General features: G+C 37.3%; 17 protein-coding genes and 1 riboswitch. Of the genes, 15 read left to right on the top strand and 2 right to left on the bottom strand.

The annotated features are described in order from the left end of the window. The first annotated feature begins 87 nt into the window (after positions 1–87). The 6 genes from MHH96_RS04445 to MHH96_RS04420 all read left to right on the top strand — a co-directional run bounded on the left by MHH96_RS04445 (position 88) and on the right by MHH96_RS04420 (position 5,774). A complete protein-coding gene (locus MHH96_RS04445; RefSeq protein ID WP_144544746.1) occupies positions 88–2,001 on the top strand; it encodes a PRD domain-containing protein in 1,914 nt (637 codons plus the stop codon). A gap of 171 nt (positions 2,002–2,172) precedes the next feature. Then, positions 2,173–3,480: a PTS sugar transporter subunit IIC gene (locus MHH96_RS04440; RefSeq protein ID WP_047940839.1), complete on the top strand. Its 1,308-nt coding sequence runs from the start codon at positions 2,173–2,175 to the stop codon at positions 3,478–3,480. A 30-nt stretch (positions 3,481–3,510) separates the two neighbouring features. Further along, positions 3,511–3,636: a hypothetical protein gene (locus tag MHH96_RS04435; RefSeq protein WP_268874795.1), complete on the top strand. Its 126-nt coding sequence runs from the start codon at positions 3,511–3,513 to the stop codon at positions 3,634–3,636. Positions 3,637–3,648: 12 nt separating this feature from the next. Further along, the gene (locus MHH96_RS04430) at positions 3,649–5,085 is read left to right on the top strand and encodes a glycoside hydrolase family 1 protein (protein WP_047940838.1); all 1,437 of its coding nucleotides are present in this window, start codon (positions 3,649–3,651) and stop codon (positions 5,083–5,085) included. 15 nt (positions 5,086–5,100) lie between these two features. Beyond that, on the top strand, positions 5,101–5,421 hold the full coding sequence (locus MHH96_RS04425; protein WP_144544748.1) for a PTS sugar transporter subunit IIB: 321 nt from the start codon (positions 5,101–5,103) through the stop codon (positions 5,419–5,421). Between the two features lie 17 nt (positions 5,422–5,438). Next, positions 5,439–5,774 (top strand): PTS lactose/cellobiose transporter subunit IIA, encoded by a 336-nt coding sequence (locus MHH96_RS04420; RefSeq protein WP_328282812.1) that lies wholly within the window; start codon positions 5,439–5,441, stop codon positions 5,772–5,774. 256 nt (positions 5,775–6,030) lie between these two features. Here the strand turns inward: MHH96_RS04420 and MHH96_RS04415 are convergent, their stop codons facing one another. Then, on the bottom strand, positions 6,031–7,002 hold the full coding sequence (locus MHH96_RS04415) for a bile acid:sodium symporter family protein (protein WP_095258261.1): 972 nt from the start codon (positions 7,000–7,002) through the stop codon (positions 6,031–6,033). Positions 7,003–7,377: 375 nt separating this feature from the next. Between MHH96_RS04415 and MHH96_RS04410 the strand changes: the two genes are divergently transcribed. From MHH96_RS04410 to thiW, 4 genes are all read left to right on the top strand, one after another. After that, positions 7,378–8,145, top strand: a complete 768-nt coding sequence (locus tag MHH96_RS04410) for an ABC transporter ATP-binding protein (protein ID WP_047940835.1) — start codon at positions 7,378–7,380, stop codon at positions 8,143–8,145. 18 nt (positions 8,146–8,163) lie between these two features. Then, positions 8,164–8,982 (top strand): ABC transporter permease, encoded by an 819-nt coding sequence (locus MHH96_RS04405; RefSeq protein ID WP_328282813.1) that lies wholly within the window; start codon positions 8,164–8,166, stop codon positions 8,980–8,982. Positions 8,983–9,144: 162 nt separating this feature from the next. Continuing rightward, the gene (locus MHH96_RS04400; protein ID WP_341116800.1) at positions 9,145–10,167 is read left to right on the top strand and encodes an ABC transporter substrate-binding protein; all 1,023 of its coding nucleotides are present in this window, start codon (positions 9,145–9,147) and stop codon (positions 10,165–10,167) included. Positions 10,168–10,221: 54 nt separating this feature from the next. After that, a riboswitch (TPP riboswitch) is annotated at positions 10,222–10,331 on the top strand. Between the two features lie 162 nt (positions 10,332–10,493). Next, complete coding sequence (thiW, locus tag MHH96_RS04395; protein WP_047940833.1) at positions 10,494–10,991, top strand: energy coupling factor transporter S component ThiW; 498 nt, start codon at positions 10,494–10,496, stop codon at positions 10,989–10,991. A gap of 302 nt (positions 10,992–11,293) precedes the next feature. Here thiW and MHH96_RS04390 read toward each other — a convergent pair whose 3' ends face one another. Then, positions 11,294–12,010 carry a GntR family transcriptional regulator gene (locus MHH96_RS04390; protein WP_047941033.1) on the bottom strand — a complete coding sequence of 239 codons (717 nt, stop codon included), beginning with the start codon at positions 12,008–12,010 and terminating at the stop codon, positions 11,294–11,296. Between the two features lie 252 nt (positions 12,011–12,262). Here MHH96_RS04390 and MHH96_RS04385 point away from each other — a divergent pair, with 252 nt between their 5' ends. The 5 genes from MHH96_RS04385 to chbG are packed head-to-tail and all read left to right on the top strand — an operon-like array spanning position 12,263 to position 16,381. Beyond that, positions 12,263–12,571, top strand: a complete 309-nt coding sequence (locus MHH96_RS04385; protein WP_047940831.1) for a PTS sugar transporter subunit IIB — start codon at positions 12,263–12,265, stop codon at positions 12,569–12,571. 4 nt (positions 12,572–12,575) lie between these two features. Next, positions 12,576–13,934, top strand: a complete 1,359-nt coding sequence (locus tag MHH96_RS04380) for a PTS sugar transporter subunit IIC (RefSeq protein ID WP_047940830.1) — start codon at positions 12,576–12,578, stop codon at positions 13,932–13,934. A gap of 19 nt (positions 13,935–13,953) precedes the next feature. Continuing rightward, a complete protein-coding gene (locus MHH96_RS04375) occupies positions 13,954–14,298 on the top strand; it encodes a PTS lactose/cellobiose transporter subunit IIA (RefSeq protein ID WP_341116797.1) in 345 nt (114 codons plus the stop codon). Continuing rightward, positions 14,295–15,632: a 6-phospho-beta-glucosidase gene (locus MHH96_RS04370; protein WP_061796934.1), complete on the top strand. Its 1,338-nt coding sequence runs from the start codon at positions 14,295–14,297 to the stop codon at positions 15,630–15,632. Before MHH96_RS04375 ends, MHH96_RS04370 begins: the two co-directional genes overlap by 4 nt. Positions 15,633–15,685: 53 nt before the next feature. Beyond that, on the top strand, positions 15,686–16,381 hold the full coding sequence (gene chbG, locus MHH96_RS04365) for a chitin disaccharide deacetylase (RefSeq protein ID WP_047940827.1): 696 nt from the start codon (positions 15,686–15,688) through the stop codon (positions 16,379–16,381). The last annotated feature ends 14 nt before the right edge of the window (positions 16,382–16,395 follow it).

The raw sequence follows: 16,395 nt of genomic DNA, 5'->3' as shown, positions 1-16,395 counted from the left end.
TTAGAAACCGCTTTCTAATAAAAGGCTGATAAGATATGATGGATATAACTATCATAGAAGGGAATTGGTTAAAAGGAGTGAGTGAAATTGTTACCAATAAGACAACAAAAGATACTGCATCAGCTTATGCAGTCAAAGTCTCCGCTTTCCAGTGATTACTTAGCAAATGCCCTGTATGTAACCACGCGAACAATTAGAAGTGATATGAAGGCATTGATTGATACATTAAAAGATAATGGAGCAGAAATAGTACTGACAAGAGGGAAGGGATATGAATTAGTTATTGGAAATTATCATTATTTTAAACCATTTTTAACAAAAATAATGAATGAAAATAACGTAAGTACACCCCTTCCAACGGAACCTGAGGAAAGAGTCGACTATATTCTAAAACGTCTATTATTGGCGGAAGAATACTTAAAAATCGAACAATTTGCTGAGGAGCTTTTTGTAAGTGAATCCTCTATTAAAAATGATCTGAAAGAAGTAAGAAGATTATTAAAAGACTTTAATTTAAATCTAGATAAGAAGCCAAACTATGGTTTGAAAATCAAGGGGCAAGAAGCTAAACTGCGTTATTGTCTTGCGGCATATGTGTTTGACCAGGATCAAACAGATTGGATACTTCCGAATAAAAAACTAGAAGAAATAAGAAACATTATTATCGAACAAGCAGAAAAGGCATCTATTTTTCTATCAGATATTGGCGTAAATAATTTAGCAACGCATATTGCGATTGCCTGTATTCGCATACAAAATGATAATTATGTTTCCATGCCTTTAAAAGAAATGGAGCCTCTTAAAGAAAAAAGAGAATTTACGATTGCCAAAAAGATTGTCTTTTTTCTAGAAAAAACGTTACATGTTACTTTTCCTGAATCAGAAATAGCCTACATAACTATTCATTTATTAGGTGCGAAAATGGTAGTTTACCAGTCTGATAGCAGAGAGAATATGTTAGAAATGATAGAGGAAGACATTTTAGCATTAACAAAAGCGATGCTCCACGAAGTGGAGCAAGAATTGGATCTAGAAATAGCCTATGATGAAGAATTAATTTACGGGTTATGTCTGCACTTAAAGCCTGCTATCAATAGATATAAATACGATTTAACCATAAAGAATCCCCTTCTTGCTGAAATCAAGAAAAATTATCAAATGTCCTTTGATGCTGCTGTTATTATGGGGAAATACTTAAGTAGACATAAGGGATTGGACATTAATGAAGATGAAATAGGTTATTTAGCATTACATATTGGCGCAGCGCTTGAGCGAAAGAAAGCAAAAAACAATGTGAAAAGATGCTTGATTGTCTGTGCTACTGGGGTGGCAAGTGCTCAATTACTGTATCACAAGCTTCAGTCCACCTTTGGCAATAAACTTGAAATTGTAGGAACTGCTAATATGTTTACCATCGATAACTATGATCTAAGTACATTAGACTTCATTGTTAGTACCATTCCTATTAAAAGGGAATTAACCATACCTGTTATTGATGTACATACTATTTTAAGAGAGGAAGACATTAGTAAATTAGAGCATATGGTTGTAGATAGAGTTGAAACTACCTTGCAATATTTTTATCCTGACCTTGGATTTTTTCAACAAGAGTATCAAACGAAAGAGGAAGTATTAGCATTTTTAGCAAGAGAAATTATACAGAAGGGGATTGCGCCAGATCATTTCTTTGAGTTAATCATGGAACGAGAAGAGATTGCTCCAACAAGTTATGGAAACGCCATAGCCATTCCTCATCCTCTAAAACCAATCACCGACAGTACTTTTTTATCTATTTGCACATTAAAAAAACCAATTCAATGGGGCGAAAATAAAGTGCAGCTTATTTTCTTATTAAGTGTACAAAAAAAGTACAAGAAAGATATTCAAAAGCTATATCAGCTGCTAGTCAAAATATCAGGAAATGCCTATATGGTGAATCAGCTATTAAAGGTAAAGTCCTTTGACGAATTCAAAGAATGTATTTTAGCTATTGGACAATAGGAATTTATAGAAGGGAAGGAACTCCGGACTAGAGTTCCTTTTTTTTGAGTCAGCCATTTCCAGTTTAAGGTGGAAAATAAGTGTATGTAAATGTAAGCGCTTATCCAATAGAATGGAAAACAAGAAATGAAACATATCATTTCCATTTAAATTAGGAATGGAGGTTAATCAATGAGTTTTAAAGACAAAGCTACCGAGACCCTTGGAAATGTTGCTTACAAAATAACAAATCAGAAATATATTATGGCCATAAAAAAAGCTTTTGTGACGTTAATGCCTGTCATTATAACAGGGGCGTTTGCCGTTTTAATCGCGAATATGGTGATGGGAACAGAGAGTGGTTTAGCCCATTTTAAAGCATTTGCCTTTTTGGCTGATTACCAGCCAATTATGAAGGCGATCCAATATGCTACCTTGAACTTCCTTACAATTGGGGCCGTTTTTCTTATTGGGATAGAGCTCGGACGGATCAATGGCCATCAGTCGTTATTCCCTGGAATATTAGCATTAATGTCCTATGTTTCTGTTGTTCCAACAACGCTAGAACTGCTTGTTAATGAGAAGAGCCAATTAGTGGTTGATGTTTTAGCAAGGCAGTTTTCTGACCCAAAAAGTTTATTCCTCGGAATGATTATCGCCATTGTATCGGTTGAAATTTATTGCAAGTTATCGAAAGTAGATAAGCTGCAAATTAAGATGCCTGATAGTGTTCCGTCAAATGTTGCGACTTCGTTTTCAGCACTAATTCCTTCTATTTTAACTGTAACGATTGTTGCTACTTTTGGATTTCTTTTTTTCAAAGTTACAGGGATTTATTTATATGAAGCAGTATATAACATTGTACAAAGACCGTTAGAAAGTGTCATGCAAGGACTGCCAGGAATTCTGATTCTTATGTTTGTGGCCCAATTTTTCTGGGTGATTGGTATTCATGGAAATCAAATGGTAAAACCGATAAGAGAACCACTGCTGCTGGCATCTATTACTGTTAATATGACGGCATTCCAAGAGGGAAAGGAAATTCCTAATATTATCACGATGCCGTTTTGGGATGTGTATATGAATATTGGTGGTTCAGGGGTAACCATTGGTTTATTAATAGCAATTTTTATAGTATCTAAACGAGAAGAAATGAGAAGTATTGCAAAACTATCCGCAGGACCTGGTGTGTTCAATATAAATGAGCCAGTTATATTTGGATTACCAGTCATGTTAAATCCAGTTATGGCTATTCCCTTTATTATTACCCCGCTGATTACAGGGACAATCGGTTATATTGCTACAGTAACTGGATTTGCTGCTAAGGCTGTCGTCATGGTTCCTTGGACGACCCCGCCCATTATTAATGCATACCTATCCACGGCCGGAAGTATTGGAGCGGTTATTACCCAGATTATTTGTATTATCGTATCTGTTCTAATTTATTTGCCATTTGTATTGATTGCTAATAAGACTCCTGCTGTTCCAGAAGACGAGTAATTTAATACGGGAAGGGAGGAAGAGATAAATTTGACAATCGGATTGTATAGGATAGACGCTGTGATTCCTCATTTCTCCTATCCGGCCAATACTTGTGAGATGGTCTATGATGGATTATTAGGAATCATGAATTTAATAGTTATTTGTGAAGAGTAAGGAGGAGAAATAATGGAACAAATGAAAGTTAGTATTCCAGATCATTTTATTTTAGGAGCAGCATCATCTGCGTGGCAAACAGAAGGATGGGCTGGAAAGAAGGACTCTCAAGACTCCTATATGGATATCTGGTATAAAAATAATAAAAATGTTTGGCACAATGGCTACGGACCAGGAATCGCTACAGATTTTTACCATCGATATAAAGAAGATATCAGCATAATGCAGGAAATAGGGTTAACGCATTACCGGACATCGATCAATTGGTCTCGTTTCTTGGTGGATTATGAAAACGCAGTGGTAGATGAGGATTATGCTGGATATGTCGATAATGTTATTAATGAGCTGATAGATAAAGGTGTAGAACCAATGATTTGCTTAGAGCATTATGAATTACCGGCTGCTCTTTTTGAGAAATATGGCGGATGGAACGACAGACATGTTGTGGACTTATTCGTCAAATATGCAGAAAAAGTATTCGAGCGTTACGGGCGTAAAGTGAAGCACTGGTTTACTTTTAATGAACCAATTGTTGTGCAGACCCGTGTATATTTAGATGCAATACGTTATCCATTTGAGCAGAATACCCAAAAGTGGATGCAGTGGAATTATCATAAAGCACTTGCCACTGCTAAGGTTGTTGCCTTGTTTAAAGAAAAGCAGCTGCATGGACAAGGGGCTAAAATTGGGGTTATTTTAAATCCAGAGGTAACATATGCGAGATCTTCGGCTCCGCATGACCAAGATGCCGCCCGTATTTATGATTTATTCTTTAACCGAGTATTTCTAGATCCATCGATTAAAGGAGAATATCCAGCAGAATTAATGGATCTTTTACACAAACACAATATTTTATTTGAACATACAGAAGAAGACTTAACGGTAATAAGAAATAATACCGTTGATTATGTGGGGATTAACTTATATTATCCTCATCGCGTAAAGGCTAGAACAACGGCATGGAACGAAAATACCCCTTTTCATCCAGCTTATTATTATGAAATGTTCGATATGCCAGGCAAAAAAATGAATCCATTCCGAGGCTGGGAAATCTATCCGCAGATTATGTTTGATATGGCAACTCGCTTGAAAGAGGATTATGGCAATATTGAGTGGTTTGTGGCCGAGAATGGAATGGGTGTGGAAAATGAGTTTAAGTATAAAGACGAAAGTGAAGTAATCCAAGATGATTATCGCATTGAGTTTATTAGTGAACATCTTAAATGGTTATTAAAAGCAGTCGAACAGGGAGCAAACTGTAAAGGATATATGCTCTGGGCATTTACGGACAATGTTTCGCCCATGAATGCTTTTAAAAATAGATATGGACTAGTTGAAATTAATTTAGAAGAAAATCGAAACCGAAAATTGAAAAAGTCAGCTTTTTGGTATAAGGAAATCATTAAAGCTCGAGAAATCACCGTAAAAAATGATGATTTTATTAAATAACAGGAGGAATGAAGGATGAAAAGAATAATATTAGCTTGTGCAGCAGGTATGTCTACTTCCATTGTAGTATCAAAAATGAAGGCAGCTATTAAGGCAAGAGGCGAAGAAATTGATGTTTATGCCATTCCAGAAGGAGCAATTGCTGATGAATTAGCAACCTCAAGCGAAGGGATAATGGCCATTCTTCTAGGACCGCAAGTACGATTTATGAAACAGGCGGCAGAAAGTGCTGCGAAACCATATGGAATTCCAGTGGATGTCATTGATACAAGATTGTACGGTACAGCTAATGGAGAGAAAATACTAGACCATGCATTATCATTAGCTAAAAATTAACCAAGAGAATAGAGGTGGTGAAATTGAATACTTTAGAGGAAATGCAGACAGCAGCTTTTCAGATTATTTCATTTGCTGGGGAAGCAAGAAGTTGTTATATAGAAGCTATTCAGATTGCAAGAAATGGAAAAATGGACGAAGCGAAGCAAAAAATAGAAGAAGGTGTTCAATTTTACAATCAAATTCATCAAGTCCATGCTTCTCTTATCCAAAGAGAAGCTGCTGGAGAACAACTGCCATTCTCCCTTATTCTCATGCATGCAGAAGATCAAATGCTCACAACCGAAACATTAAAGATTATGGCAAGTGAGATGATAGAAATGTGTGCCATGATTATAGAGAAAAAATCATAAAAATCAACACGAAGCAGACAACATAGATTTTTATAGGGTTAGCGAGCAGAAGAAGTCAAAACCTCAAAGGCTATGTTGCGGCGACCGAAAGTCAGCCGCTTGGAAAGTGAAATGTATTTTAGTCTGCGGGTAATACCCACAAACTATTAAAAACCCAAACGATTGATAAGGAAAATATTAGTAGTATTTTCTTATCAGTCGTTTGGGATTATCCTCTGTTAGAATACTTAGAACCACCTCTTGATTTTCAAATGAATTAAGAAATTTTCCCTTCCTTTATTTTCCCTACTACAGGCTTTTCATAGACTAATTTAATAAAGTATCCATATAAAGCTGCTAGAATTTGTTGGAATAGCATACCAATCACAACGGGAACTGCTACTGCTGGAGGGAAAAAGCTCACAGCGAGAACTGCTCCTGCACTAATATTTCTCATCCCGCCAGAATAGATCATTGCTATTGTTTCTTCTTTGCTTCGTTTTGTAACTACCCCTAATATCCAGGCAAAAAAGTATCCGGATAATGCTATTACAAAAACAGTAAGTGCTACTTGGAGAAACTTTTTATCAATATTTCGTAAGTAAGGGGCTACTACAGAACTATTAATACTAACAACTAGTGCTAACCCAATTTTAGAAAAAGGGGATAGTGTATGATTCCACTTTTTCGCCTTTTCCACTGAAAACTGATTAACCATCATGCCGAAAATAGATGGCAGAACAATCATTCCAAGCAGCCCCTTCATCATCCCCCAAACCTCAAGCTGTACCGTTTCTCCTACAAAAAGGCTCATGCTTAATGGAACAAGGAACGGAGACAGCAAGGTATCGAGCAAGATAATCGCAAGAGTAAGTGCAATGTTTCCTTTATAGAGGCTAACCCAGATAACACTTGTGATTCCAGTTGGAATAACCACAGCTAACGTAAGCCCTGTAATCGTGTAAGGGTCATTTTGGAAAAATAAGTGACCAATCCCAAATGCCCACAAAGGAGTAAGAATATGTAGAATAGCCAGTGTCAAAAGCAAAGAAAGCGGATGGGTGATTGTATATTTCACTGATTTTAAGTTAGATGTCAAACTCCCTATAAAAGTCATCACTGCAAAAATCCATGGAACTAAGAAAGAGACATGATGAAGGATATCTGATAGCAATACCCCAATTAGGACACTAATCGGGGTTAAAAGGGGCATCCACTTCCCAAGAAAAGCATTCATTTTTTCTAACATATACAGGACTCCAGTTCTTGTAAAAATATAAGTTCATTTTAACATAGAAATGCTGGTGGATAAGCTGTAGTCGTGAAAATTTTCAGAATATTGATTTCGGAATAGTCTCCTGTAAAGCCATCATTTATTCGATTGAACTTTTTTCTATAATAATTACCCATTCGCCTAATTTTACATATAGTATAGCAAGAGCAAATTTAGAAGCATGGCATATTCATTGGCAATAGGGAGTTTTAAAGGCTGTTGATCACTTTTTTCTCCATTACAAGAGACCATGTGAAGGGAACGATAAATCAGCTGAATATAACAGGAACGAGAAATTGGTCTATAAAAAATCTATTAAAAATATGAATATTTTAGAACGGAGGGCTGTAATTGTATAAATTAGAGGTTAAGGACAGTAGTAAGGTTTTTCGAAAAAATGGCAAGGAGTTTTTCGCATTAAAGGATACAAATTTGCAGATTCCAGAAGGGAAATTTGTCAGTATTATCGGCCCAAGTGGATGTGGAAAATCAACACTATTTAATATAATTGCAGGATTAATAACACCATCAACAGGTCATGTCTTGTTAGACGGAAGGGACATTGTTGGAAAGAGTGGGCATGTTGGCTATATGCTTCAAAAAGACTTGCTTCTTCCGTGGAGAAATATTCTTCATAATGTGATTTTAGGATTGGAGGTAAAGGGTGTTCCTAAAAAAGAGGCGATCCAAAGAGCATTACCTTTACTAGAGAGATATGGATTGGAAGGGTTTGAAAAGCATTTTCCGGAAGAACTTTCTGGAGGAATGAGGCAGCGTGCGGCTTTGTTGCGAACATTGCTTTATGACCAAGATGTTATTTTACTGGATGAACCTTTTGGCGCCTTAGATGCACAAACACGCTTATTTATGCAGGAATGGCTTTTGCAAATATGGGGAGATTTTAAGAAAACTATTTTGTTTATCACCCATGATATAGATGAAGCCATTTTTTTATCAGATGATATATATATTTTGACGCCAAGACCAGGCACCATTAAGGAGAAGGTATCAATCCAATTACCAAGACCAAGAAATGAACAAACACTACTAGACTCTAAATTTATTCAATTAAAAGAATATGTACTACAAGCACTAAAATCAACAGAAGAAACAAAATAGGGAGGGAGGAATGGAGAGATGGAATCAAAGGATAAAACGAAGGTTCTTTATATAGAGGATGATGAGGTCATTGCCCGAAGAAAAAGGAAATTTACTCGCATTGGGCAATGGAGCTTTGGAATTATTTTTCTCCTTGCGTGGGAGCTGCTTTCCAAGTGGAAACTAATTGATTCGTATTATTGGAGCAGTCCATCAACAATATGGAAGACGGGTTATATAGCTTGGACAGAAGGATCTTTATGGAGTGATTTATTATATACCTCTGGTGCGACTATCTTTGGTTTTGGACTAGGAACCTTCTTTGGCGCCCTATTAGGACTTTCCTTTTGGTGGTCTTACTATTATGCACGTATTTCAGAACCTTATTTAATTGCCTTTAATGCAGTACCGAAGCTAGCTCTTGCACCAGTTCTTGTTATTTTATTTGGAATAGGGTTTAGCTCCAAGGTAGTTCTTGCCTTTATGATGACTATTATTACAACAGCTCTTGCTGCTTACAGTGGAGTGAAGGCAGTAGATAAAGATTTAGAAAAATTAATGTATTCCCTTGGTGCAAAGAAATGGCATGTTTTCACTAAAGTTGTCATACCAACGACAATGCCGTGGATTGTAAGCAGTTTGAAAATTAACATAGCATTAGCATTGGCTGGTACAATTGTCGGGGAATTTATCAGCTCTAGACAAGGGATTGGCCGAATGATCCTATATGCTGGGCAGATTATGAATATCAATCTTGTCTGGGTGGGCGTAGCTGTGCTGTCTATTCTTTCGATTGTGATGTACTTTGCTACAGTATGGATAGAAAAGCTTCTTTTGCGAGGAAGAAATGTGGAATAAAATATTTTCCCCTTTGAAAAGAACATAAAGAGAAAAATGTTCCATATATATGAAATAGAATATGTATTTCCATTATCCGCAATATACTTCTGGTTCATCTTCATTTTCTTATCTACTACTAAATTTCCCATTCTATTCATATATGAAAAAGGGGGCTTTGCCTTGAAAAAGTGGAGGCTTTTTCTGCTTATGTGTCTTAGTTTTGTCTTAATCCTTGCAGGATGTTCTTCAAAAGAAGAAAAGGGAACGAAGGATGGATTGAGGAAGATTGTTATTTCAGAGCCAGTACATTTGATCGGCTATCTTCCACTGTATGTTGCCATAGAAGAAGGTTATTTTAAAGAAGAGGGATTGGAAGTAGAAGTCATTACAGCAACAGGAGGTGCCCATGTTACATCCGTTGTTAGTGGTGATGCCTGGGGTGTTATGGGCGGACCAGATTCTGTGCAAATGGCCAATTTAGGAAGCTCTGATCCGATTCAGTCAGTAGTAAACGTCGTTAACCGCGCTAATGTTTATTTGATGGGAAACTCAGAGGAAACGATTGATGGTACAAACGATGAAGAGCTGGCAGCTTACTTAAAAGGAAAAGTTATTGCAGCTGGGCGCTATGGTGGTAGTCCCAATCTTTTAACTAGATGGCTGTTAATGGAGCTAGGTTTAGATCCGGAAAAAGATGTAAAGTTAGAAGAACCAGCTGATGCCAGTGCCGTAGTTTCTCTTGTAGAATCCGGAAATGCGGATATTGCTAATGGTGGAGAACCGCAAATCACAGAAGGAATGAAAAAGGGAGCATGGAAAGAGCCATTCTACAGTTTTGCTAGTTTGGGAGACTACCCTTATTCTGTTGTCAGTGTAAAAAAATCTACGATTGAGAAAGAACCGAAAGTTGTGGAGAGCTTTGTAAAAGCAGTTTTAAAAGGACTTAAGAAAGTGGATGAAGACCCAGACCTAGCCATGAAAGTGTTAAAAGCAGAATTTCCAACTACATCGGATGAGATTTTACAAGCATCCTTGGATCGTGCTTATGCTGATGAATTATGGAGCAAGGACGGTTACATCTCAGAGGAAGCTGTTGCAAAACCAATGGATGTTGTCGAGAAAACGGGTGTCTATACGGAAGGCTATAAATACGAAGAATTAATCGATATGCAGTTTGTGGATGAATTGTCCAAGAAACAATGAGAATAATTCTTTGCGTCCTAAATGAAATAAGTTAAAATGAAGGTATAAGCATATATGGACTACTAGGGGTGCCAGTTGGTGGCTGAGAGAAAAACAAATTCGTTTTTTAACCCTAACGACCTGATCTGGATCATACCAGCGTAGGGAAGTAGCGGATTCACTCTATTTCTTTTGACTTTAGCAGTCAGGTCTATTTAGATCTGGCTTTTTTAGTTTGTAAAAAGCCGTCGTGTAATTGCCCTGTAAGCCTTATGGGTCTACGAGTCAATAGAAGGTTTGCTTAGTCTCCATGCTTAAAACTATTTTGAGTGGAGGAAATAATTACGATGAAAAGAATTAAATTATTGGTGATTATGGCCATGTTTACGGCAATTGGGACATATGGCTCAACCTTAGTATGGTTTCCGGCAGGTATTGCCAAGGCATATCCTGTTCAGCATGCTTTAAATGTAATAGCGGGAGCAATACTTGGACCGGTTCCAGCAGTTATCATTGCTTTTGCTACTTCCTTGTTAAGAAACCTATTAGGAACGGGATCCTTATTAGCATTTCCGGGAAGTATGATAGGTGCACTTTTGGCAGGCTATCTATTTCATAAAACAGCTAAGCCAATCTTTGCAGCTTTAGGTGAATTTATTGGAACAGGCGTCATCGCCTCCTTAGTGGCAGTACCATATGCATCGTTTTTCTTAGGGACAAAAACGGGTGCTCTATTTTATTTGCCATCCTTTGCTGTTAGCAGTTTTGCAGGATCCATCATTGGTGTCATCTTAGTAAGTCGTTTAGTAAAAATAAAATCAATTCAAATGTTAACTCAAAATTAGCAGCATAATAGATGAAGGACCGGTTAGAACATGCTTATGGGATAACCGGTCTTTTTGTGGATAAATATACTAATTTTGTGGATGGTATGTGGATAACACAGGTGATTTTTATTATATTTGTGGAAAACCAAGTAGGAATCAGGTGATATTTAGTAGAAGAAAAGATGTTCTGTGGATTTATTGTGGAAAACTAAGCGAGGGAGAAGGCTGGGAAAGGGAAGTTAGAATGAAGGGAATAGAGGAAAAACAGTTGGAACAAAAAAGGATATTTGTTATTACAAATATCCTTTTGATTGCCTTCTTCAATAATTCCGCTCAATAACAAAGTGTGCTCTGTCTCCTCGGAAAATAGTTTTGGAATATTCAATGGCAGTTTCATCTTCTGCATAAGCAAAGGTTTCAAGTAGAAAGCAAGGGGATCCTGCAGGAATTTCCAATTTCTTAGAAATAGTGTCATCTGCTAAAACTAATTCTAAGTGCTCTATTGTTTTGCGGATTTTTATATTATACTTCGTTTCCAGCATTTTGTATAAAGACTTTTCGCAAGCAGCGCTATCTAATCCTGGTGCCTTGTGCCAAGGCAGATAAGAGATTTCATATTGTAGTGGAGCATCATTTACATAACGCATGCGTTCTAAGCAGTTAACGGGATCCCCTATATTTTGATTGAATTGCTTGGCTAGAAAATCGGTCGCTTCAATAACCTTCAGCTGAAGCACCTTGATAGACGGGGCTTTCCCTTGCAAAGTAATTTGTTCAGAGAATTGCTCTACTGTACTAGTTAAAGATTGTTTGATTTTATTTTCGGCTACAAAGGTACCTTTCCCTTGTACTCGATAAACATAGCCCTCAACTGTTAGTTGTTGAAGGGCTGTGCGAATCGTTGTTCTGCTGACACCGAATGTGTTACAAAATTCAGCTTCGGTTGGTAATTTAGTATTTGGTTGATATTCGCCGCTTTTAATCATGTCGATAATGGACTCTTTTACAATCGAGTGTAGCGCAGCATCTTTGTTCATTTCTTCCACAATCGTTTCCCTCCATATTGTCCCTGAATATAGAATATCTTTTCTATTCATAATAAGCAAATAAATAACAAATTTGTAATAACAAATAAATTTGTATTGAAACATGTCGTATTTGTTATTACAATATAAATATAAGATGTTACTACTTTCCTAAGAAGGGTGGCTGATAAAAAGACGTACGAAAGGAAACATTTTTTAGAATAAAATATCGGAATAATCTATCAATTAAAAGGGGATGGAATAGTGAATATTTTACTATGTTGTTCAGCCGGAATGTCTACAAGTTTATTAGTTTCAAAGATGGAGCAAAGTGCCAGAAACCAAGGGATAGACTGCAAGATTTGGGCAATAGCAGCCTCAGAAGTGAACAACGAGATAGAGAAAGCTGATGTTATTTTGTTAGGTCCTCAAGTACGATTTCTATTACCACAAGTAAAAAAGGCCGGCGACCAAAGAGGAATTCCAGTTGCAACAATTAATCCACAGGACTATGGATTATGTAATGGTGAAAAAGTGTTAGAACATGCCACAGCTTTAATAAAGGGGGAATAAAGAGATGATGGGATTTATTGAAAAATATATTATGCCTTTTGCATTAAAGCTTGGTAATCAAAGACATTTGCTTGCTATCAGGGATACGTTAATTGGAATGATTGCTATTACCATTGTAGGTTCATTTGCTGTACTTTTTAATAATCTCGGTCAAATTATTCCCCCTTATGGAAAAATGATGGAAGCAATATTCGGAGCTAACTGGTCGACTTTGGGCGGGGACATATGGTTTGGAACATTTGCTTTTCTTTCTGTATTTGCAGTCTTTGGGATTTCCTATAAATTAGCTAGATCCTATGGGGATGAAGGGTTTGAAGCAATGCTTATTTCTGCTGCATGTTTCTTTTTACTTTTGCCCCAAACAGCAAGTGTCACGTTACCAATAGATGAAGCCGCTACTGAAACAGTTGCAGGTGGAGTCTGGGGGCTAGTATCTGTCAATTACTTCAATGCCACTGCCCTTTTTACTGCTATTATCGTAGCGATAATCGCTACAGAAATTTTCTTGCGCTTATCGAAAATCAAGGCTTTAATCATTAAAATGCCAGATGGAGTACCGCCGGCTGTTTCTAAATCCTTTGCTAAATTAGTACCAGGTATGGGAACTATTTTTCTAGTTGGCGTGTTTGGCGTTATCTTCAGAATGATAACAGATGGAAAAGTTCTAAATGATTGGTTAAATACGGTTATTGTCTCTCCATTAACAAATGCAGTTGATTCCCTTCCATTTGCAGTATTAATTGTTTTATTAGTGCATTTATTCTGGATGGTTGGACTTCATGGTCCAAACATATTAGGTGGGATTACGACACCATTATTTGAAAAAACAGGAGCAGAAAACATTGATTTAGCTCAATCAGGAATTCAAGCATTAGGAGAATATCATATTTTAGCTGGATCCTTCCTAGATGCATTTGTTTACTTGGGCGGATCAGGTGCTACTTTAGGATTAATTATTGCGATGATAATTGCAGGGAGAAAACGGTATAAACAAATGATTGGTCTTGGCGGGGCGCCTGGGGTATTCCAAATTAATGAACCAATCCTTTTTGGTTTGCCAATCGTCTTAAACCCTATTTGGTTTATTCCATTTGTAATTGGGCCAGTTATTACAACTGTCATTTCTTATCTTGCTGTGCAGTATGGCATCGTTCCACCGGTAACGGCTAAGATTCCATGGGTTACACCACCGATAATTGGCGGGTACTTAGCGACGGGGGGAAGCTTTTGGGGAGCTGGTTTGGCAGCATTAAATTTACTGATATCAACAGTTGTTTATTTACCATTTGTTTATGCACAAGTAAAAATTGATTCCAAAAATAAAACAGAGCTTACGAAAGATTCGGATTCAGTTAGTCTCTAAAGGAAAGAAGGGTGCAAACATGAATAAGGAAGAATTATACCAACTCTCCTTTCAGCTGATATTACATAGTGGAAATGCGAGAAGCTTTGCGATGGAAGCAATTCAAGACGCGAAAAAAAAGGATTTTGCTGAAGCCAAAAAGAAGATAACAGAGTCGGAAACAGAACTATCGGAGGCTCATAAAATCCAGACCAAATTACTCCATCTTGAAGCCGGCGGAGATCAATTTATGATTCCAATTATTCTTATTCATGCACAGGATCACTTAATGAATGCAATGACATTGAAGGATCTTGCGGTTGAAATAATTGATTTACGGCAGGAGTGTATGCAACAGACATCGAGAAAGGGGTCGGTAGAATGAGTCGCGGTTTAAAAATTGTAACTATTGGAGGTGGCTCAAGCTATACACCGGAACTAATAGAAGGCTTTATTAAATATCATAACGAGTTACCAGTTAAAGAAATTTGGCTGGTAGATATTGAGGAAGGAAAGGAAAAGTTAGAAATTGTTGGGGAGCTTGCGCGTAGAATGGTAAAGAAAGCGGGAGTTTCTATTGATATTCTTCTTACGCTGGATCGAAAAAAGGCTCTGGAGGGAGCGGATTTTGTTACAACACAATTACGAGTCGGTCAGCTCGCTGCAAGAGCACTTGATGAAAAAATCCCTTTGAAGTATGGAGTCATCGGACAGGAAACAAATGGACCTGGGGGGTTATTTAAAGCTTTTCGAACTATTCCGGTTATTTTAGAAATAGCGAAAGAAATGGAGGAGCTTTGTCCGAATGCCTGGCTCATAAATTTTACAAATCCAGCTGGAATGGTAACAGAAGCAGTTCTTCGCCACAGTCGTATCACAAAAGTTGCTGGCTTGTGTAATGTGCCAATCGGGATGGAACGGGGGGTTGCTGATTTACTAGCAGTTGATCCTGCCAGAGTAAGAATTGATTTTGCAGGGTTAAATCATATGGTTTACGGCCTAGACGTTTATATAGATGGTAAAAGTGTAAAGGAACAGGTCATTAAGTTAATCACAGATCCGGAAAAGGCTATTACGATGCAAAATATTCACGCGATGGGCTGGGAACCCTCGTTTTTAAGAGGATTGAATTTATTTCCTTGCCCTTATCACAACTATTATTATAAAACAGGAGATGTGCTCGCCCAGGAATTAAAGGAAGCAGAAAAGGGGAAAACGCGAGCAGAGGTTGTACAGAAGTTAGAAGAGGGGTTGTTTGAATTATATAAAGACCCAGAATTAGCGATTAAACCCCCTCAGTTAGAAAAGCGCGGAGGAGCTTACTATAGTGACGCTGCTGTACGTTTAATTTGCTCCATTTATACAGATAAATGTGATATTCAAGCGGTGAATACTGCTAATCATGGTGCCATTACAGGAATTCCATATGAATCAGCGGTAGAAGTAAGCTGTATAATTACCAAGGATGGTCCCAAGCCAATAGCAGTTGGAGAACTTCCAGTAGCAGTTCAAGGATTAGTAACCCAAATCAAGTCCTTTGAAAGGGTAGCGATAGAAGCAGCTATTTCCGGTGACTATGATAAAGCATTGCTTGCTATGACCATTAATCCCCTTGTCCCAAGCGATCGAATTGCTAAACTGATCCTAGATGAGATGCTTGAAGCACATAAGGAATATTTACCACAGTTTTTCACGGAAAAGGAAAGTATTCGTATGTAAAAGCGGAGTTATGCTGAATGAAACACATGACTAGCTTTAAAGGAGACGAATCCATGACAAAAATAATCATTAATGCAGATGATTTTGGTTTTAGCCGAGGAGTCAATTATGGAATTGTTGATTCCCATCTTAAGGGAATTGTTACTTCCACAACCATGATGATGAATGCAAAAGCGACAAAGCATGCCATCACTTTAGCAAAGGATACACCTTCTTTAAAGGTTGGCGTCCATCTTGTATTAACATGGGGAAGGCCACTTTTACATGATGTTCCAACACTTGTAGATGAAGCAGGTAATTTTAAAAAGCAGACATTGGTATATGGTGATCCAGAATCTATAAGCTTAGATGATTTAGAAAGAGAATGGACAGCACAAATTGAAAAATACCTTGCTGCCAATCTTACTCCTTCTCATTTAGATAGTCATCATCATGTGCACGGAATAAAAGAATTCTATCCAGTGATAAAAAGGTTATCAGATAAGTATGAGATACCTGTGAGAAATGCAGGTTCTCATTTTACGGATATTCAAATATTAACCGATATTTTTTTTGATGATTTCTATGGTGATGGAATTACAGAGAATTATTTTGAAAAATTAGGAGAGCGTGTGGAACTTGGAAAAAGCATTGAAGTAATGACACATCCCGCTTATATAGATGAGACATTAATGCAAGAATCATCTTATAATATGCAAAGGATAAAAGAAACAAAGATATTAATGGAAACAAGCCTAATAAACGGCTAATTTAATCCTGCATG

The organism is Niallia sp. FSL K6-0212, assembly GCF_038007605.1.
Classification (GTDB): Bacteria; Bacillota; Bacilli; order Bacillales; family Cytobacillaceae; genus Niallia; species Niallia circulans.
This window is presented reverse-complemented; position numbering and strand designations above follow the sequence as displayed.